An 18248-nucleotide genomic window follows, 5' to 3' on the forward strand; every position below is an offset into this window, starting at 1 on the left:
TGTCTGACCCATCACGGCGACCCGGTACGGGTAACCGCTATTGGTCGTGTTCACCCATAGAACGAACAGACTGGTTATTAAAGATTTCTATACTACCAAATCGTTCCTAAAATAGTGTATTATAGAACATTATGTTTTATACAATGACATTCGGTGCGAGGTCCTGCACGAAAACTACGGCCTCGGAGATGCGTGCTATCGGCTGATACACTGTCAAACGGTGATCTGTGGGGCCGGTGTCGAAGTCACTCGGGGCGACTCTGCGTCCAAAACTGAGAGCGGCCTGAAACGGAGTCTGCTACCGAACTGTTCGATATGATTGCAGAAACGACCGAATCAGTATGCAAACCGTCCTGAAGCTATACCCTTGCGATACATCGCCTGGGGCAGGCGCCCGAACCGAGCAATCGGCTCTCTCCGTTGGCGTGGTGGCGGCGTGACGGACGGGATCGCTGAGACAGACCTGGACGGTCGGTTAGTCGCTTTCCTCGGAGTTGAACTTCCCGAACGGCGTCGTCTCGTGGCTCCGGACGAGTACTTCGTCGGCGACCGTCAGCCCCATATCGAGCAGGGCCTGTGCGACCGGCGTGATATCGCTGTCGGACTCACCGACGGCCGTCACCAGCAGGTTCTGTTCGCCGGTGACCAGTTCCTGGACGGAAATGACGCCGTCTATAGCCAGGATATCGGGGATCAACTCGCCGCGATCCGCTATCGATGCGGTGCAGTACAGCAACATTCGAAGCGGATACCCCGCCTGCTGATAGTCGACATCGGCGCTGTACCCTTTGATGATTTCGCTGGATTCGAGGCGGTTGATGCGTTTGCGGACGGTGCTGTCCGATGTTCCGGTTCGCTCAGCGATATCTCCGGACGACATGTTACGTGCGTCCTCCTGTAACGCGTACAGAATCGCCTTGTCCACGTCGTCAATCTCCTCGTCAGTCATACTAGTGCATCCACAGCAAGGGCACTTTACTGTTGTACGTTCCCCCGATACCACTGTTGTTGTGGCTTCCGTCAAGAACCGAGCGCCTGTGCTGAGTTCGTCATCGTGCATCATTTTCAGGCGCGCCTAAAATCCGAAGCAGTTATATTGTTTTAGGGAGGCCTAATTTCTATGACGAAAGATGACATGAACCGCGAGTCACCGACGAGACGAGACTACATGAAGTACGGCGGCGCGGTCGTCGGCGGGAGCTTCTTCGCCGGCTGTTCGAGCAATTCCGCCACGGACGCCACCGCAACCGAGTCAGAGACGACAACCGGGACCCCAACAACGACCGAGGATGAATCGTACTCCGTCACGATGGAACCAGTGGGTGACGTTCCGTTCCAGACGGTGCCCGAACGATGGACCCCTTACGGCGGCGACTACGCCGATATGGGCGTGGCTCTCGGGCAAGCTGACGGCCTTGCAGGTATCGGGGGTGGGGACCGCTACTACACGTCCGTCTACGACGATCTCCCTGGCGTCTCCGTCGATCAAGAGACGATCGACGCGAATCCGGAGGTCCGAACGAAAGAGGAGTTCTACGAACTCGACAGCGACGTACACCTCTATGATCCAGGGATGCTCATCAACTGGTTCGACTGGTCCCGGTCGGATGTCGATGAAATCGCCGACAACGTCGCCCCGTTCGTTGGGAATCTGATCTTCCGTCGCTCCGACGAGTGGCACGATTATCGGTACTACACGCTCTATCAGGCCTTCGAAAAAGTCGCCGAGGTCTTTCAGGAACGGCAGCGATACGAGGCGTTCAAACAGCTACACGACGACTACATCGCGGAGCTACAGAGTCACCTCCCGCCAGCCGAGGAGCGCCCGAACGTCCTCCTTACGTTCGAGGGGACCGACGAACCGGAGTCGTTCTCGCCCTATCGACTCAACGACAACGGGACGAGCAAGAAGCAATGGCGTGACCTCGGCGTGACTGATGCGCTCGCCGGAACCGATATCGAGAATCTCAGTACAACAAACCGCGGCGAGTACGACTACGAGACGCTTCTGGAGGTCGATCCGGACGTGATCCTCATCCGCGGCCACGAGCGAAAATCCGCCGCGGAGTTCCGCGCGACCGTCCTGCAGTTCATGCGGGAGCACACTGTCGGCAGCCAACTGACTGCGGTGCAGAACGGACGCGTGTACCGCGGAGGCTACCTCCGGCAAGGTCCGATTCACAACCTCTTTTTGACCGAACGGGCGGCCAAACAGCTCTATCCCGATATCTTCGGTGCCGTAACCTCCGATACCGAACTCTTTGACCGCCAGCGAGTCGTCGACATCGTCACGGGTGAGTTCGCATGAGCTACCCGAACAAACTGTCGTTCGAGCGGCCGACGCGGAGAGAAGTCGTGAAAGGCGCCGGAACACTCGTCAGTGGTGGCTTGCTCGCTGGCTGTTCGGGCGAGAGCGGCCAACAGTCCCAAACAACCGACACCGCTGACGCCGGGGCTGACACCGCGTCGAGCGCAACTGACACCGGGGTTGTGACTTCCGACGGCTCGTATTCGGTGACCATGGAGCCGGTCGGGACAGTCGAGTTCGAATCGGTTCCCGAGACGATTGCGCCGTTCACCGCGGACTACATCGATATGCTTGTGGCTCTCGGTCACGGCGACGCAGTGCAGTCGATCTGGTACCGTGGACGGTACAAGACACTGCACTACGAGGAACTCGATGGGGTGTCTATCGACCTTGAGGACCTCACACAGCTCTGGAACGACGGCGTCTCGAAGGAACCGTTCTACGAGATGGACGCCGATCTGCATCTCATCGATCCGCACGCCCTCACCGTCTGGCTCGGAGCGTGGGACCAGTCTGACCTCCGGGAAGTCCGGGAGAACGTCGCGCCGTTTCTCGGCAACCTCATCTTCCGACGGACTGATGACTGGCACAATTACCGGTACTATAGCCTGTACGAGGCATTCGAAAAGGTCGCCGAAATGGTCCATGAACGGGCGCGCTTCGAGGCGATCCGCTCGATACACGACGAGATGGTCACGACGATCCAGTCTCGTTTGCCGGCACCCGAAGACCGGCCGAACGCCGCGCTCATGTTCGCCGGCGAGGAGCCCGAAGAGTTCACGCCGTACCGGATCAGCGGGAGCGGGGCCAACAAGGAGCACTTCCACACCCTCGGTATCTCCGACGCGTTCTCGGACACCGGAATCGAGGGGTACTCCGGATCACAGTCACTCGACTACGAGACGCTGTTGGAGATCGACCCGGACTCGCTCCTGTTGCGCTATCATCGTGAGGGGAAGACCCGCGAGGAGTTCGAAAATTCGGTCCTCGCGTCCATGAAAGACCACGAAGTAGGAAGCCAGTTGACGGCCGTCCAGAACGACAGGGTGTTCCGCGGCGGGCCGATCTACGCCGGCCCGCTGCACAACCTCTTCATGATCGAGCGGTATGCAAAACGGTACTTCCCCGATGAGTTCACCGAGGCACAACTGTTCGACCGCGAGCAGCTCGCGACGATCATCACCGACGGGGTAAACGAGTAGCGGGGTCCTGCACCTTCTGGTTCGGTTCTGCATGTACTGATGGCGGCCAGCAGCGGTTGCGAACGCGAGCTATTGCGGGATATAGATAATTACTATAATTATAGTAAATACCTAGTAACTTCTTTTTATTTCGGCAGCGAACCGTCGCCGCGATGACTGACGGGGTCGGCACGTCCGCGACGGTCTGGCTGTTCGGCATCTGCAGTCTCGTGGGGGTAATTTTCGTCCCCGAGACCAAGGGCCGGACGCTGGAGGCAACCGAAAACGACCTCCGAAGAACGTCTCGCTCATCGACTGACACGGAGCGCAACGCCTCTTTTCACAGTCCGAGTCGGTCCAACGCGCTGTCGAGGCGCGGAACCACATCGTCGCCGAAAAACCGCACGTTCTCCAGGGCGTGAAAGGCGGCGTATACGTCGCGCCGTTCCGCGAAGTACCCCTCCGAGATAGTACGGTGGCGGCGGTACTCATCGTAGAACGCGTCACCGATAGACGCCGAGAGCTCCAGATACGCCAGGTCGACTTCGTCGTGACCGAAATAGATCGCGGGGTCAAGCACGGCCTCCACGGCCCCGTCCGCTACGATGACGTTTCCGGGGTGGATGTCGCCGTGCAACAGCGACGGTGAGTCCGGTTCGACGAGTCGCTCGTCGAGCGTGTCCGCCAGTCGCCGCACTCTGTTGAATACGGTTGCCGGGAGGCTCCCGTCGTCTCGCGCAGCCGTCGCGAAGGGAAGCAGTCGTCGCTCGCGGAAGAAATCGGTCCACGAACCCGTCCAAGGATTGGGTTGGTTGTACGGCCCAGAGAGGGTATCGAACGGGAATCCGAACGCCCTAGCCGAGGTGTCGTGAAGCGCCGCGACGTGGCGTGCCAGGTCGCGTTCGGCCCGTTCGCCGAACTGTCTCTCGCCACTGATGAAGGGCATCACGAGGAGGCCTGGCTCGACGTAGCGCACGGTCGGAACGGGGAGCGGCGTTTCACGGTCGAGATACTGCAACATCGCCGCCTCGATACCGAGGGGCGAATCGTCGACTTTCGCCGCAACGTCCGGACGATCACCGAACGACACGCGGTAGACCGACCCGACTTGCCCACCATCGAGTTCCGTGGCGTCAGTGGCGTCGGCATCGAGCGCATTCGATACTCGATTCAGCACTGCATTCGTCTTCTGTTCCATGCCCCGGTCCTCGTCCATATTCGGCGTACGGGAAGGATTCGAATAGGTCTGTTCGTCTCCGCCACCAACGAGTAGACAGCTGCCACAAATCCGGTGGAAAGGACCTGTTCCAGACGGCGCTCGTCACGGCCTGTGGGCTTAGACGGACCGGTCGGCTCTGTCACCGAACTGTACGACGAGTCGTTCCGTGGCGAGAGCGTACACAGTCATTTCCGTCCCCTTCTCCGAGTACCACGTCTCAGCGGGTTCGATGAGGTCGGCCTCGCAGAGACGGTTGAGGTGGTATGAGACACTCTGGAGGGAGCGGTCGACAGCGTCAGCGATATCCGATGCGGTCCGCGGTTCGTCCTTGAGCGCCCCCAGTATCTCCTGGGCGGTCTCAGATGAGAGAATCTGCAGGACATCAGTCGGTTCGGTCCCGTTGACCACGACGTTCGTCTGCTTCCGGGGCGCGTAGTCAACCGGCGGGTGGTGGGGGAAGACGCTTGCCATGGTTCGTGTAGAGGTGATAATGACTGCTGGTTTTGTTTGTTCGGCTCGTTCCGAACAAATCAATCAAACAATTTAATACTTACGGAATCCATAGGCGAAGATATGACGGAGCAGGGCATGTGGCAAACAGGGCAGTTATCTCGGACACATGAGTGACGACGACAGCGCGGTTGCCCGCGAGCGGATCATCGAGTCGATGGAGCAATCAGCGGAAGTTTACGGGCTCAGTCGAAGCGCCGGACGTATCTACGGTGTGCTGTACTTCGCTGCGGCCCCCCTCTCAATCCCGGAGCTCGTCACGGAAACTGGCTATGCGAAATCGACGGTTAGTAACGTCACACGGACGCTGTCACGTATTGGACTCATCCATCGCCGGTCGTCGGACGGGGGCGGAAGGCGTGTCCAGTTCGAGGCCGAACGCGAGGTCTGGCTCATCCTGCAGGATGTGTTCCAGCAGTACATTCAGCGGGAAGTCCAGACGACGCTCCGGACGATTCGTCGAGCGGAAGAGCAGATGCCGGCGGAAGCCCGCGAGCAAGAGCACGTTCGGGACCTCCGTGAGACGTATGAGGACTTAGAGGAAATCGTCCGGCTCACGTCAAGGTACTCCACTTCGGAACTCCGTGAGGCGCTGGAAACCTACGAGCGCTAGGGCCAATGGATCCCGCCGCGATGGCCTACCAGTACACTGTGTAGGTACACGTATCGGCCCCGTTCCGCCGACACGTCTCGCCCGTTTCTTCGATGAAGACGAACGCGTCGACAGAGGCGTACTGCTTGGCGACACCGCGAATGAGCCCACGGTCGAACGGACAGGGATAGGGATTCTTGCAGGTGATTTCACCAGTCTGCTCGCCCACGGATTCGAATCGATAAAACCCGATTTCTCCACCCCGGTGATTGCGCTGGTAGGCCTCGTCAATCGACTGCAGGCCCTCCGGAACGGTATCGAAATTGTTCGGCCAGTCGGCGACGCCTGGGATCTGTTCGCCGAGTCGGTCAAGCACGTGTGGTTGCAGGTCCTCGGCAATCGTTTCGAACGCGTTCAGCCAGGCCTGCTGTGGATACCACTCGTCAGCCGTTGGGTCGGTGATTCCTTCCTGGGCGAGGGCCGCCAGCGCCCGGTCACGGTACTCCTCGGAAAAGGTCCCCATCGCCTCCTCGACTATCGTGAGGACCGTTTGACCGTTGACTTCGACGGCCCGGTCAAACGCGTCGTAGGATGCCATTCTATCGGACCGTTCGCGGCAACGGAAATAAAACCGGCCATACACACCACACATGACACTCTCCGCCCGTCACCGAACCGCCGAGACTCGCCACCCCGCATCGCCCGGTCCGTCCACCGCTTAGTCTTCGCTCTCGTATGGTTCGCCCAGCGCCGACGGCATCCGTGTCGAACTCCAGACCGTAAGGACGACGACGACAGCGGCATAGGGGAACAGATTGACGAGACGGTTCGGGAACTGGATGCCGACGGTCTGGAACTGGATCTGGAGCATGTCGAGGCCGCCAAAGAGCAGTGCAGCGGCGGCCGCCCCGAGCGGGTTGTAGTTGCCGAACAGATAGGCGACGATACCGATCCAGCCACGGCCGTTGACCATCGTCTGGCCGGTCCCAGTGAACGACCCCGCGTGCGCGAGCAGGACGGCCCCGGCGAGTCCGGCCATCGCGCCCGAGAATATGACTGCCGCGTACCGGACCCGGTTGACATTGACGCCAGCGGTGTCCAGTGCTTCCGGGTTCTCGCCGGCGGCCTGCAGCCAGTAGCCATAGCGGGTCCGATACAGGAACACCCAGGCCGCGACGACGACGAGCACAGTGAGCATTACGAGCGGTGACGTGTCGAACAGGACCGGGCCGGCGACCGGTACCTCGGCGAGAACCGGCACAGTAACGTCGGTCATACTCACCAGTCCGGGACTGTTGCGGTTCCCCCAGACAAGTACCGCTGTGAAGGGGCCAAAGCCCAACCCGATGAACCAGACGGCCAGTCCCGCGACAATCTGATTGGCCTTGTAACGGATGAGCAGTACGGCGAACAGAACCGTGTACGCGATACTGAGCGCGACAGCGAGACCCATCGCCACCCACAGGTCCGCTTGCGTGGGCGACTGGCCACCGATGAGCCACACGAGCGCGCCGGTGTTGGCCGCGCCGAATATCATGAACCCTTCGAGGCCGATGTTGAACACGCCGCTCTTTTCGGCGTACAGGCCGCCGATGGCCGCCAGCGCGATCGGCGTCGCTGCTTGTAGCGTCCGGTCGATGAACCCGACGGTCACGATATCCGCGAGCGGCCAGTCGAGCGCCAGCGTTGCCGCGAGCGCCAGGACGACTGTCGCGACCGCTGCTCCGAGGCGTCGTCGCGTCCCGGGGTCAGATAGGTCCATCAGTTCTCACCACCCAGGCCAGTGCGCGCGGCGGCCATGCGGAACAGTTCCGGCACGGCGACGAACAGGACGACGAGACCGATGATACCGTCGATCAACTGGACCGGCACGTCGCTGTTGATCCGGATGTGGCTCCCGGCCGAATCGAGTGCGCCGAAGAGGAAGCCCGCAGGTACGACTCCGAGTGGATTGTTGGCTGCGAGCAGGCTCACGGCGATGGCGTCGAACCCGTACGTCCCGATCCCGGCGGGGTCGCTGTAGTACCCCTGTATCATGATGGCAAACAGCGCGCCAGCGACGCCGGCGACCATCCCGGAGAGAGCCATTGTCGCGACGACGGTCTGTTTCGCGTTCACCCCCGAGAACGCCGCGGCGGCTACCTGATGGCCGCTGGTGACCATGTCGTACCCGAACCGCGTCCGTGCCAGAAGCCACGCGATGCCGACCACAACCGCAAGCGTCACCGCGAGGCCGACGACCGAGAAGTCGGGCACGTCGAAGACGATCCGCGGGAGCGAGACGTATTCGGGAATCCGGGCCGTGTTCGGCGCGCGGTTCCCCTCGCCGCGGAACGGGCCGTCGACGAGATAGCCCACGACGCCGGTCGCGATGAAATTCAGCATGATGGTCGTGACGATCTCGTTTGCGTCGCCGTAGGCCTTCAGAATCCCGGGGAGCGCGCCGTAAGCACCGCCGGCGACGATCCCCGCAACAGTCCCAAACAGCATCAGCAGCACGCCGCCGGTGGCCCCCGTCGGGAGAAACGGGGCTAGCTGGAGAATGGCGACGACGGTCGCGAACCCGCCGACGACGAACTGGCCCTGGACGCCGATATTGAACACGCCCGCCCTGAACGCGATAGCGACTGCGACCCCCGTCAGGATGAACAGCGTCGTAAACTTCAGCGTCCGTGCGAGCGCGTTCGCGTCCCCGAACGCACCGACGGCAACGTTCCCGAGGAACTGTACCGGGTCATAGCCCGCAAGGGCGACGACGAGCAGGCCGATCAGTATCGCCAGCGTCGTCGACGCGGCCGCGATGACGATGCGTTCACCGACTGAGGCGTCTAGCAGCCGGGCAGCAATTCGATCCACGAATGCACGGGCGGGATTCGAGCCGGCACCGCTCACGACCCATCACCTCGGTCCTCAGTCGGGGTGCCGCCGTCGCTCCAGCCACCCCTGGCGGCCTGCTGGTCTGCCGCCGTTTCGGGCTCGGACCCGGTCATCAGCAGACCGAGGTCCTCCTCCGTGACGGCCTCGGGGTCAACGATGTCGACGAACTCCCCCTCGTACATGACGGCGATGCGGTCAGAGAGCTTCTGGACCTCCTCTAGCTTCGAGGAGACGAACGCGACCGCGAGACCCGCGTCTCGCAGCTCCAGCAGACGGTCGTGGATAAACTCTATGGATCCGATGTCGACGCCCCGCGTGGGGTGGGAGGCGACCATCACCGTCGGCTCGTGCTCTATCTCTCTGCCGACGACGAACTTCTGCTGGTTACCGCCCGACAACGACGCTGCCTCCGTTGTCGCGTCCGGGGGCTGGACATCGTACTCCTCGACGATTCCCTCGGCGTGGTCTCGGACGGCCGCCCAGTCGATGATGCCCCGTTCGACGTACGGTTCCGTCGTCTGGAAGCCAAGCAGCGAGTTCCGGATCAGGTCGTAGTCCATCACGATGCCCTCCTCCTGGCGGTCCTCGGGAATGTAGGCGATGCCCTTCTCGATGCGGTCACGGCGACTTGTCCCGGTGATGTCCGCCCCGTCAAACCGGACTTGCCCGGACTCGACCGGTCGCAGTCCGGTCAGCGCCTCGACCAGCTCGGTCTGTCCGTTGCCCTGGACGCCCGCAACCCCCAGTATCTCGCCCTCACGGACGGTGAAGTCGACGCCGCGGACCTGTTTGAGTCCCCGGTCGCCGCTGACATGGAGGTCGGTGATTTCGAGGACCGGGTCGCCGATAGTGGTTTCCCGGGGCTTCCTGTCGAAGTCGATCTCGCGGCCGACCATCAGCCGCGCCAGCTCCTGTTCGGTCGCGTCCGCGGCATCGACGGTACCGGCGACTTCGCCGTCACGCAACACCGTAATATCGTCGGCGGCAGTCAGTGCCTCGTCGAGCTTGTGCGTGATGAAGATGAGCGAGTGGCCCGAGGCCGTCAGTTCCGCCATCACGTCGAACAGCCCCTCGACTTCCTGGGGCGTGAGGACAGCCGTCGGTTCGTCCAGAACCAGGATTTCCGCGCCACGATAGAGGCTCTTGACGATTTCGACGCGCTGCTGGACCCCCACGTCGAGGTCCCGGACGGGCACGTCGAGATACTCGTCGATGTCGAACCCGTAGCGGTCGGTTATCGCCTCGACATCCGCGCGGGCGCTTTCGATGTCGACCAGCCCGCGCTCGGTTGGCTCGTGGCCGAGGACGATGTTCTGGAGAACGGTCATCGGCTCGACCAGCTGGAAGTGCTGGTGTATCATGCCGATACCGGCGTCCATGGCGTCCCGGGGCGAGTTGAACTCCTGACGGTCCCCGCGAACGTAGATGTCGCCATCGTCCTGATCGTACAGCCCGTAGAGGACGCTCATCAGCGTCGTCTTGCCCGAGCCGTTCTCGCCGAGCAGGGCATGGACGGACCCCGTTTCGAGCGTGAGGTCGACACCGTCGTTGGCGACGACATCGCCGAACCGCTTGGTTATCCCGCTCAGTCGGACATCCGGCACTGCCCCGTCGTCCCGCTCACTCTCGGCCATGGGTAAAATGGATAGACATCGGATGGGAGACGGTGTAATTAGTTACAGCCGGCGGCGGTACAGGGCACCTCGATATCGCCGTCGATGATGGCCTGCTTGGCCTCTGAGATGTTCTGATCGACGGCGTCCGGCAGTTGGTCCTGGAACGCCTGCCCGATGACACAGTCGACGGCCTCGGCTTCGAGACCTAGCGTGTTTGCGCCCGAGACCTCCGACCAGTTGTCCTCGGCGACGCCGATGGCCACCTCGCGGGTCCCCTCGTTGATGTACTTGACCGCCGAGCCCAGAATAACGTCCTGGAAGTCAGGCAGTGTCTGTGACTGGTCGGCGTCGACACCGATAGCGAAGCGGCCGTTCTCCTGAGCGGACTCAAACACGCCCCGGCCAGCAGCGGCCGCCGCGTGATAGACGATATCCGCCCCATCGTTGTACTGTGAACTGGCGATATCCGCCGCGGTGTCGGTGTCGGTGTAGTTGCCGATGTACCCGACGTTCACGTCGACGTTTTCGTTGACCCACTCTGCGCCGGCGACGTACGACCGTTCGAAGGCGTTGATGAGCGACCCGTCGACGCCGCCCACGAAGCCGACCTGTGCACTGTCCGGGGTGGTCGAACTGTCGGCGTTGGACAGTTCTTCGGTGGTCATCGTCCCTGCGAGCACACCGGCGAGGTAGGACATCTGGTGGTTCGCCCAGGTGTACCCCGCCACGTTCGGCTCGTCGACGTGGTCGTTGATGAGCATCCAGTACTGGTCGTCGTATTCGGGTGCGTTCTGGGACAGTGCCTCCGTGTGGTTGTACGACACCAGCACGATGAGGTCGTAATCGCCGCTCTGTGCCAGTTCGGCCTGAACGGACTGGTACTGGGACTGCTCGGTCTCCTCGACCTGATTGATGCTGATATCGTACTCCTCGGCGGCCGTCTGGAGGCCTTCGAGCGCGAGGTCGTTGAACGCGTTGTCGTCGAACCCTGCCGGACTCGATACGATCGCGACGTTCGTCGTTTCGCTGCCGCCGCCGTCGCCATCACCCCCATCGCTGTCGGTGCTCCCGCCATCGCCATCGGTACCGCCGCCGTCGCCGCCGTCACCGCCACCGCTACAGCCTGACAGCATCGTACTGCCGACGATGGCAGACCCCGACGCGAGCAGGGTCCGTCGGTCCATGGTCGCTGTCCCGCCGCGAGACTCATCGGACGTGTCGTGGTTTCCAGATCTATTTGACATAATTGAATCTAATGTTTATCTATATATGATAAAAAGATTTCGCAGGCCCCGGTCGCCGCCGAACCGCACGTCTCGTGGCGTTTTCAGGACACACAACACAGTACAGTTTTGCAAGACCTGTCTCACTGCCTGACTCGTTGCGATTCGGGTCCCGTGTTGGGGACCCATGCAGGCTCCTGCACTGTCGTCTCGCCGGGAGCGAACTCGAAGGAGAGAGCGTACGACTGCGGGGCGTTGCTGGTCAGTCTGACCAGGGCAAACTCCGCGTACGTCCCCGCGGGAATCGTCTGGTCCCACGTGACTGTCGCCGAGCGAACGGCAGTCGTGTCCGAGGCCGTCCGCACCTCGCCCGTAGCTGCCGTTACGCGATACGGCTCTGTCCCTTCGTACCAGCCGCCTTTCGGTTCGTAGACGCCCGCTCCCGATTGTTCGACCCCTGTACGTTCGTATCCGGTCACGTACAGGCTCCCGACGACCACCGACGCCGTGCCGGCGATACCGTCCGCCATATTCTCGGCATCTCCCCTGACGATGAACGTGACGGTTCCCTCACTCCGGTTCTCTCGCAGGAGTTTGTGGTCGGTGTCGGTCCGGATCTCCTCCCGTCGTTGGTCGATACGACCGTCAGCTTCGACGACAATCCGACTGTACACCGGGCTGTCCGGCGACGCCTGGTACTGCTCGGTTCGCATGTCACCCTCGTCCACGAACTGGTAGCGCCCACCGTCACGGGTCACAGCGCCCTCGAATCCGAACGCTGTCTCTCCGTCCACTACGATCGATCCGGTCGCCCGGTATTCGTCGGACTCCGGCACCGTGAACCGGCTGTCGGATGGGTTTGCCGCGTGCGGGCTCGCCGTGGTGAACGGGTACACGGCGGCGAAGACGAGCGTGAGACAGCACAGTGCCAGCAGGCCGTTCAGTAACCTCGCGGTCCGCTGATCCATATCCCAGTACCGATACTGGTCAGCAAAAGCTGTTCGGAAACCAAGAGAGCATATTTGCGCTCAATCGGAGTCCCGCAGGCGAGGAGACAGCACCCACACGAGCGCTGGCGTTGTCAGTTCACGCCTGTTGATACCGCCTGGACCACTTCGGCAGCGACCGGCGGTAGAGGCCGACACCGACACTGCCGAGGACGCTCCCGAACACACCGAGTGCGGCGAGGAGAGTTCCGGACACGGGTGAGACGGCGAACCCGACGATCAGGACCGGTACCAGCGGCACGACCAGCGCCGCGCCGAAGACAGCGAAGAGGGCCGTATCGAAGAGGAACTCGTTCGGGGAAAGCCCGGTGAGATACACCGTCGTTCCGAAGATGTAGCAGGCAACACCGACGAGCAGGACAGCCCCGACGGCCGCTTCGATAAGCGGTCCGCCGCGCCAGGCGAGTGCCAGTCCGTAGAATACGAGTCCGACCAGCGGCCCGAGCAGGAGGAACGCCCGGAACTTCCCCGCGAACACGGCTTTCACGGCGAGGGGATGGGCGAAATACAGATCTACGTCGTCGGATTGGGTGAGCCAGTTGTAGGTCGTAAATCCCGAGAGGCCGAGTATCGCACCGAACGAGATTCCGGGAGATGGTCCCGCACCTGTGATCTGTCCGGCGAAATCGACGAGCGCCGCGGTGACACCGAACAGCACCGCCGCCGAGAACAGCACTTTCCCGAACCCGCCGGCGCTCCGGTGGATGTCAAGCAGGCTCTTTGCTGCAACGGGGTCGCCGATCCGCCGCCACCAGCGGCGGAAAGCCGGTTCGACCGTCCGAGCGGGGGTGGGCGCGGTCGCGTCGAACGTCGCCGCGCCGACCAGGAAAACGCCGAGGATACTGATAGCCGTCGCACCGATTCGCGGAAGCGTCGGTTCGAGAAACAGCCCATATGGGGTGTAGGCCGGGAGATTGAGGCCACCGGCAACCGCTGCGCCGATAGCCACGACCGGGACTGCGAGCAGCGCCAGCCCGGGGACGCCTCGACCGGCGAGTCCGAGCGCCGTAATCGTCGTTCCCATTCCGAGGACGAACGTCAGCGTCAGCGTGGTCCACAGCAGGAGGACTGTCTTGGCCGCGACGACCGGATTCGAGAATCCAAGGACCGCTACTACCGTTCCGAGGGCAAACGGCAACAGAAACAGCACTGCGTAGTACAGCCCGTCCTTGACGACAAACAGCCCGAGTAGCCGCCGCTGGGAAAGCGGGAGTGTCCGGGCCGAAAAGACCAGCAGCGTTACGTCACCGATGAGGTTCCGGAGGGCATCCCGCCCGACGAAGCCGATTGAGCCCGTGTGCAGGCCGAAGACGAACACGAGGGCGTGAAGGCCGGCAAACACTGTCCCCGGCGCAGTCCCGGTGACAGTAAGCAGCCTCGCTGCGCCGCCGACGAGGAGACAGATAAGCACCGGAAACAGCGAGAAGTGACTGCCGCGAAAGAGCCGGCTGTGGAGCCGCCACTCCTCGCGGAGCATCTCGACGAACACTCTCCGCGTCCGACCGTCACTCATGGTTTGCCAGGGGTTTGTCGTCGACGCTTGCATCGACGTGGTCCAGAAACACGTCCAGCAGCGACACGCCGGCATCGAGTTCCGCCGGCCGGACATCTGCCACGAGGTCGCCGCCGTACATGATGCCGACCCGGGAACAGACCTCGGCGGCTACGTCCACGTCATGTGTTGTGACGACGACCGTGTTGCCGGCCGCCTGGTACGACAGCAGGAACTGCTTGACCCGCTCCTGAACGATGGGATCGAGGTTCGCCAGGGGTTCGTCGATGAACACGACGGCGGGTTCGTGGAAGAACGCGGCGGCGATCATCACTTTCTGCTGTTGGCCCCGTGAGAGGTCCGACGACAGCGTATCGAGCTTTGCCCGAAAGCCGAGGCGCTCGGCCCACGACTCGGTGCGCTCGGTCACCGTCTCGTCTGGCATGCCCCGGATCGCACCGACGAAGTCGAAGTACTCCCGCGGGGTCATGAAACTTGGCGGGGACTCCTTCTCGGGGAGGATTCCGACCCGTTCCCGGACCGCCGTCGGGCGCGTCGCGGGGTCGACATCCAACACCGCTACGCGGCCACTCTCCGGCACAATCTGCCCGGTGAGTATCTCCATCGTCGTGGTCTTCCCGGCCCCGTTCGGGCCGAGCAATCCGAACAGTTCGCCGTCAGCAATGGACAGCGAGAGGTCCGTTATCGCGGTTACATCGCCGTACGACTTTCCGAGCGACTCGATTTCGATTGCTGGCACGTGATTCTCCCTACCATCGACGTTCCGTGAATATAAGTTGTTTTACTGGGCGAGTACATACCAAGTAGATACATCGATGACGGACACTATCGACTTTCATCGCCATCCAGATGCTGTGGTTGCGTAGGGCGCTGCAGTGAATGATGACACGCCCCCAGTCACCATGTAGCAATCACACCGACGCTGAAGCGAAGTGCACACTGGACGGCCAGATCGGTCGGTTGCCGACCGCTCATACCGGCTTTGGCCTCTCTCGTTCTATATCCCTTCAGAGACAGGGCGCTTCGCGGGAAAATCCAGGCATGAACGGGATTCTGGAAGCGTGGGTTCAATTGTTAAAAGTTGGTAAGGGAAATAGGGCAGACAGAATCAGCTGTTTAAATCTATTATACTGTGATCAAGAAATAAAATCAGTGGATTTTCACAGATATACACGTCCATTTTCGAATATCATCTGTGATTCTGTAAGAGTATGTCTTAATACCCCGTCACGGAAAGTGGGATTATGACAGATCGGTATGCCAAGAGCCACCGAGATGGGAGCTCACCTGATGTCCGTCCGGACGGAGGGTCGGTTGTAAGCGATTCACAGACCGAGTACACATCCGCCGGGGCCATCCAGCCCGAGTCGGAAGCAACAGACGAACAGGAACGACTCCGGTACGAGCGAGACTACTGGCGAGGGCTGTTCGAACAGGTAATCGAGGAGTATCCCGAGGTTGGGTTCGTCGTCGACGACGACGACACGGTAGCGTATTTCAACTCAGCAGCCGAAGCCGGACTGGGATTCGAGAAAGACAACGTTCTCGGGAAGAAGACCCACGAAGCCTTCCCGATATCTGAAGACGACGAAACCTTCGCACAGACCATCGCCCGCGAAGGGGAGAGTCGCCGTGAAGCGAACTACCGGAAGATCCCCACAACGGACGGTGAACGCTGGGTCCGTTCGAGCGGTGTCCCGCTCAGAAACCCGGAAGGTGACGTTGTTGGCGGGTTCGAGACGACATCGGATGTCACTGGACTCGTCGAACAGCAACAGGCGATTACCGACGCACAGTCACAGGTTTCCAACGAAGTCGCAGCGCTCACGAAAGAAGCCGTCGAGACGACCGAACGCGTCAGGGATGCTATCGACACCGCCGATTCGCTCGCCGACGACCAGGTCGACAACATGGAGGAGGTGTCGAGTGAAGTCGGAGCGCTCTCGGCAACGGTCGAGGAGATAGCCGCGTCAGCAAAGGAACTCAACGAGCGAGCACAGAAGGCAGAGCAACTCGCAATCGAGAGTACGGAATCCGGGACGGATGTCGTCGACCGGATGGAAGACGTGGCCGGGAGCAGCGACGAAGTGGCCGAGCGGACGCATACGCTCGCCGAACAGGTCGCCGAGATCGACGACATCGTCGAGGTGATTAACGATATCGCCGACCAGACGAACATTCTCGCGCTGAACGCGAATATCGAGGCCGCACGCGCCGGCGAATCCGGAAGCGGATTCACCGTCGTTGCCAACGAGGTCAAGAGCCTCGCCGAGGAGGTCCAGGCCGAGTCGGAACGCATCGAAGACATCATCCGCGAAACGCGTGAGGAGGCCAACGAAACCATCGAAAGCATCGAAGCGGTGACGGCCGAGATCCACGACAGCACCGGCGCGATCCGCACACTGGTCGACAACCAGGAACAGATCGTCGAGGTCGTAAACGACACGTCGACCGGGATGGAAGACATCGTCGAGGCCACGGACGACCAGGCGGTTCGGACCGAGGAAGTGGCGAGTATCATCGATTCGGCCGCCGACCGGGCAAAACAGGTCTCCGAAGAAATCGAAACGGTCGACGAGGCAAACGTGACACAGTCACAGCTCGTTTCCGACATCGAGACCGCTATCGAAGAGCTTGAAGAGACCGTCGCACAGATAGACACGACCGGGACAGAAGACTCAGTGGTCATCGAGCGGGACGACACTCGGTGAGTATCTCCTGACAGATCCCTCCTCGTTTGTGTTGGTGTGACCGTCGTTTGAGTTATCGGTACTTCTTAAGACATGACAGAATGAGTATGCTATATGGCCCCGCATCGACTGTCCTCCCTTGTCCTCCTCTGTTTCGTCTGCATGCCGCTTCTGGGCGTTGTCGCGCCGGCTGGCGCAGCGCCGCCGCCGCGGCCGCTGTGTGACGCCTGCGGCGACTCGTTCGAATCGACGGCCGAAGCGCATGGCGTTTCGGTCAGTGTCACCCACAGCAACGCGACCCTCTCCGTCCACGGGAACGGCAGCGCAACGTGGGTCGTTCACAACCATCTGGCCGAATCTGAGAGCGCAACACGTCTCCGGACAAACGAGACCCTTCGGACCGCCATCGCGCAGAGAGCGATGTGGGACACCGAGTTGGTGGACGCGAACGTGTCCACCAGCGGTGTCGTTACGCTACGCTACCGCGAGGCTGACTTTGCCGCACAGTCCGTCGGCGGTGCGGTCCGCACTGGCGAGTTCACCGAAGCGTACGGCTACCGGAACCTCGACGGTCTCGGGGCTGACCGGCTGGTCGTCACCGCGCCCGATGGAATGCGAGTCGGGTGGGCCATCGACGGTGCGACCGTCTCAGACGACGGCCGTCGGATGACGCTAACGGGACTCGATAACGGGAGTATCGTCACGTTCGTTCCCCACGATACGTCGCTTGGGCCACTGTTGAGCCTCGTCGCCGCCGGGTCGCTTCTCGGCCCCGTGATGGCGGTGAAGGCACTCGCCTATATGACACTCCCGACAGCGGTGTTTACACTCGCTATCGGTGCTGCGGCCGGCGGGGTTGGATGGCTCAACTGGGACCTGCGACAACATCGGGACTCGGTCGGCAGTGTCGTCGCTGGTATCGGCACAGTGGCGACAGTGCTGTCGCTGCTGTCGGTCGCCGGTGTGTTTCGGTTCGGTGCTACCGCCGCAGCGCTGTTCGGTGGCGGCAGTGCGTTGCTCTGCTGTGGCATCGCTCTCTCGCGCCAACAGGTCCGCGAACGCGTGACTTACAGGACACTCCTCGGTGGTGCAGCAATCGGGGCGAGCATCGCTATCGGCGCAACTATCGCGGCGGCGTCACTGTTCGGTGCAAACGGGTCAACGCTCCCGCTGTTGGCTAGTGGGGTGGTTCTAGGCCCGTTGTTCACTCTCCTCCCAGTCGGATACGCAGTCGGGAACGGACGCCGAGGACTCGCGATCAAAACGGCCGCGGTCGGGTTCGTGGTTTCGATCCTGCTTGTATTGCCAGTCCTGCCAGCACCGTTTGGGTTGGGTGTGCTCTTTGTTCCTATCGCCGCTGCGTATGCTGTCGCAACTGCTGTCGCCGGCATGCCGATTTTCCTGGCTGGTGTCTCCCTTGGTGTCCCCACGGCTGCGCACTGATCTATCTTTAGCATCTGTGGAACAGATACCTGGCCATAACTATACTAATTCCAAAACCAAACGATATAG

The 18248-nt window shown here is 61.6% G+C and carries 16 protein-coding genes; 5 read left to right on the forward strand and 11 right to left on the reverse strand.

Features of this window, described 5'->3' with window-relative positions:
• Positions 1 to 475 precede the first annotated feature (475 nt).
• On the reverse strand, positions 476 to 949 hold the full coding sequence (locus NDI54_RS17215; protein ID WP_310897677.1) for an Lrp/AsnC family transcriptional regulator: 474 nt from the start codon (positions 947 to 949) through the stop codon (positions 476 to 478).
• Positions 950 to 1120: 171 nt separating this feature from the next.
• Between NDI54_RS17215 and NDI54_RS17220 the strand changes: the two genes are divergently transcribed.
• Both NDI54_RS17220 and NDI54_RS17225 read left to right on the forward strand, forming a co-directional pair.
• Positions 1121 to 2308: an ABC transporter substrate-binding protein gene (locus NDI54_RS17220; protein WP_310897678.1), complete on the forward strand. Its 1188-nt coding sequence runs from the start codon at positions 1121 to 1123 to the stop codon at positions 2306 to 2308.
• Positions 2305 to 3510 (forward strand): ABC transporter substrate-binding protein, encoded by a 1206-nt coding sequence (locus NDI54_RS17225; RefSeq protein ID WP_310897679.1) that lies wholly within the window; start codon positions 2305 to 2307, stop codon positions 3508 to 3510. The genes NDI54_RS17220 and NDI54_RS17225 overlap by 4 nt, the downstream gene beginning before the upstream one ends.
• Before the next feature lie 319 nt (positions 3511 to 3829).
• Here the strand turns inward: NDI54_RS17225 and NDI54_RS17230 are convergent, their stop codons facing one another.
• Positions 3830 to 4705: a fructosamine kinase family protein gene (locus NDI54_RS17230; RefSeq protein WP_310897680.1), complete on the reverse strand. Its 876-nt coding sequence runs from the start codon at positions 4703 to 4705 to the stop codon at positions 3830 to 3832.
• A 120-nt stretch (positions 4706 to 4825) separates the two neighbouring features.
• Positions 4826 to 5179 (reverse strand): ArsR/SmtB family transcription factor, encoded by a 354-nt coding sequence (locus tag NDI54_RS17235; protein WP_310897681.1) that lies wholly within the window; start codon positions 5177 to 5179, stop codon positions 4826 to 4828.
• Positions 5180 to 5327: 148 nt separating this feature from the next.
• Between NDI54_RS17235 and NDI54_RS17240 the strand changes: the two genes are divergently transcribed.
• Positions 5328 to 5831: a GbsR/MarR family transcriptional regulator gene (locus NDI54_RS17240; RefSeq protein ID WP_310897682.1), complete on the forward strand. Its 504-nt coding sequence runs from the start codon at positions 5328 to 5330 to the stop codon at positions 5829 to 5831.
• Between the two features lie 25 nt (positions 5832 to 5856).
• Here NDI54_RS17240 and NDI54_RS17245 read toward each other — a convergent pair whose 3' ends face one another.
• The 8 genes from NDI54_RS17245 to NDI54_RS17280 form a co-directional block, all read right to left on the reverse strand.
• The gene (locus tag NDI54_RS17245) at positions 5857 to 6408 is read right to left on the reverse strand and encodes a hypothetical protein (RefSeq protein ID WP_310897683.1); all 552 of its coding nucleotides are present in this window, start codon (positions 6406 to 6408) and stop codon (positions 5857 to 5859) included.
• A 120-nt stretch (positions 6409 to 6528) separates the two neighbouring features.
• Positions 6529 to 7572, reverse strand: a complete 1044-nt coding sequence (locus NDI54_RS17250) for an ABC transporter permease (protein WP_310897684.1) — start codon at positions 7570 to 7572, stop codon at positions 6529 to 6531.
• On the reverse strand, positions 7572 to 8645 hold the full coding sequence (locus NDI54_RS17255) for an ABC transporter permease (RefSeq protein WP_406600200.1): 1074 nt from the start codon (positions 8643 to 8645) through the stop codon (positions 7572 to 7574). Before NDI54_RS17255 ends, NDI54_RS17250 begins: the two co-directional genes overlap by 1 nt.
• 53 nt (positions 8646 to 8698) lie before the next feature.
• Positions 8699 to 10321, reverse strand: a complete 1623-nt coding sequence (locus NDI54_RS17260) for an ABC transporter ATP-binding protein (protein ID WP_310897686.1) — start codon at positions 10319 to 10321, stop codon at positions 8699 to 8701.
• Between the two features lie 38 nt (positions 10322 to 10359).
• The gene (locus tag NDI54_RS17265) at positions 10360 to 11472 is read right to left on the reverse strand and encodes a BMP family lipoprotein (RefSeq protein WP_406600201.1); all 1113 of its coding nucleotides are present in this window, start codon (positions 11470 to 11472) and stop codon (positions 10360 to 10362) included.
• A 197-nt stretch (positions 11473 to 11669) separates the two neighbouring features.
• Positions 11670 to 12494 carry a hypothetical protein gene (locus tag NDI54_RS17270; RefSeq protein ID WP_310897688.1) on the reverse strand — a complete coding sequence of 275 codons (825 nt, stop codon included), beginning with the start codon at positions 12492 to 12494 and terminating at the stop codon, positions 11670 to 11672.
• A 118-nt stretch (positions 12495 to 12612) separates the two neighbouring features.
• On the reverse strand, positions 12613 to 14046 hold the full coding sequence (locus NDI54_RS17275; RefSeq protein ID WP_310897689.1) for a hypothetical protein: 1434 nt from the start codon (positions 14044 to 14046) through the stop codon (positions 12613 to 12615).
• The gene (locus NDI54_RS17280) at positions 14039 to 14785 is read right to left on the reverse strand and encodes an ABC transporter ATP-binding protein (RefSeq protein WP_310897690.1); all 747 of its coding nucleotides are present in this window, start codon (positions 14783 to 14785) and stop codon (positions 14039 to 14041) included. The genes NDI54_RS17275 and NDI54_RS17280 overlap by 8 nt, the downstream gene beginning before the upstream one ends.
• A gap of 505 nt (positions 14786 to 15290) precedes the next feature.
• Between NDI54_RS17280 and NDI54_RS17285 the strand changes: the two genes are divergently transcribed.
• On the forward strand, positions 15291 to 16757 hold the full coding sequence (locus NDI54_RS17285) for a methyl-accepting chemotaxis protein (protein ID WP_310897691.1): 1467 nt from the start codon (positions 15291 to 15293) through the stop codon (positions 16755 to 16757).
• Between the two features lie 93 nt (positions 16758 to 16850).
• Positions 16851 to 18179: a hypothetical protein gene (locus tag NDI54_RS17290; RefSeq protein WP_310897692.1), complete on the forward strand. Its 1329-nt coding sequence runs from the start codon at positions 16851 to 16853 to the stop codon at positions 18177 to 18179.
• Positions 18180 to 18248 lie beyond the last annotated feature (69 nt).

Origin of the sequence: Haloarcula terrestris (assembly GCF_031624315.1) — an archaeon.
GTDB classification, from domain to species: Archaea; Halobacteriota; Halobacteria; order Halobacteriales; family Haloarculaceae; genus Haloarcula; species Haloarcula terrestris.

Excerpts from the sequence above, each read along its gene's own strand:
- NDI54_RS17215 (WP_310897677.1), bottom strand. The coding sequence starts at position 949 with ATGACTGACGAGGAGATTGACGACGTGGACAAGGCGATTCTGTACGCG.
- NDI54_RS17220 (WP_310897678.1), top strand. The coding sequence starts at position 1,121 with ATGACGAAAGATGACATGAACCGCGAGTCACCGACGAGACGAGACTAC.
- NDI54_RS17225 (WP_310897679.1), top strand. The coding sequence starts at position 2,305 with ATGAGCTACCCGAACAAACTGTCGTTCGAGCGGCCGACGCGGAGAGAA.
- NDI54_RS17230 (WP_310897680.1), bottom strand. The coding sequence starts at position 4,705 with ATGGACGAGGACCGGGGCATGGAACAGAAGACGAATGCAGTGCTGAAT.
- NDI54_RS17235 (WP_310897681.1), bottom strand. The coding sequence starts at position 5,179 with ATGGCAAGCGTCTTCCCCCACCACCCGCCGGTTGACTACGCGCCCCGG.
- NDI54_RS17240 (WP_310897682.1), top strand. The coding sequence starts at position 5,328 with ATGAGTGACGACGACAGCGCGGTTGCCCGCGAGCGGATCATCGAGTCG.
- NDI54_RS17245 (WP_310897683.1), bottom strand. The coding sequence starts at position 6,408 with ATGGCATCCTACGACGCGTTTGACCGGGCCGTCGAAGTCAACGGTCAA.
- NDI54_RS17250 (WP_310897684.1), bottom strand. The coding sequence starts at position 7,572 with ATGGACCTATCTGACCCCGGGACGCGACGACGCCTCGGAGCAGCGGTC.
- NDI54_RS17260 (WP_310897686.1), bottom strand. The coding sequence starts at position 10,321 with ATGGCCGAGAGTGAGCGGGACGACGGGGCAGTGCCGGATGTCCGACTG.
- NDI54_RS17270 (WP_310897688.1), bottom strand. The coding sequence starts at position 12,494 with ATGGATCAGCGGACCGCGAGGTTACTGAACGGCCTGCTGGCACTGTGC.
- NDI54_RS17275 (WP_310897689.1), bottom strand. The coding sequence starts at position 14,046 with ATGAGTGACGGTCGGACGCGGAGAGTGTTCGTCGAGATGCTCCGCGAG.
- NDI54_RS17285 (WP_310897691.1), top strand. The coding sequence starts at position 15,291 with ATGACAGATCGGTATGCCAAGAGCCACCGAGATGGGAGCTCACCTGAT.
- NDI54_RS17290 (WP_310897692.1), top strand. The coding sequence starts at position 16,851 with ATGGCCCCGCATCGACTGTCCTCCCTTGTCCTCCTCTGTTTCGTCTGC.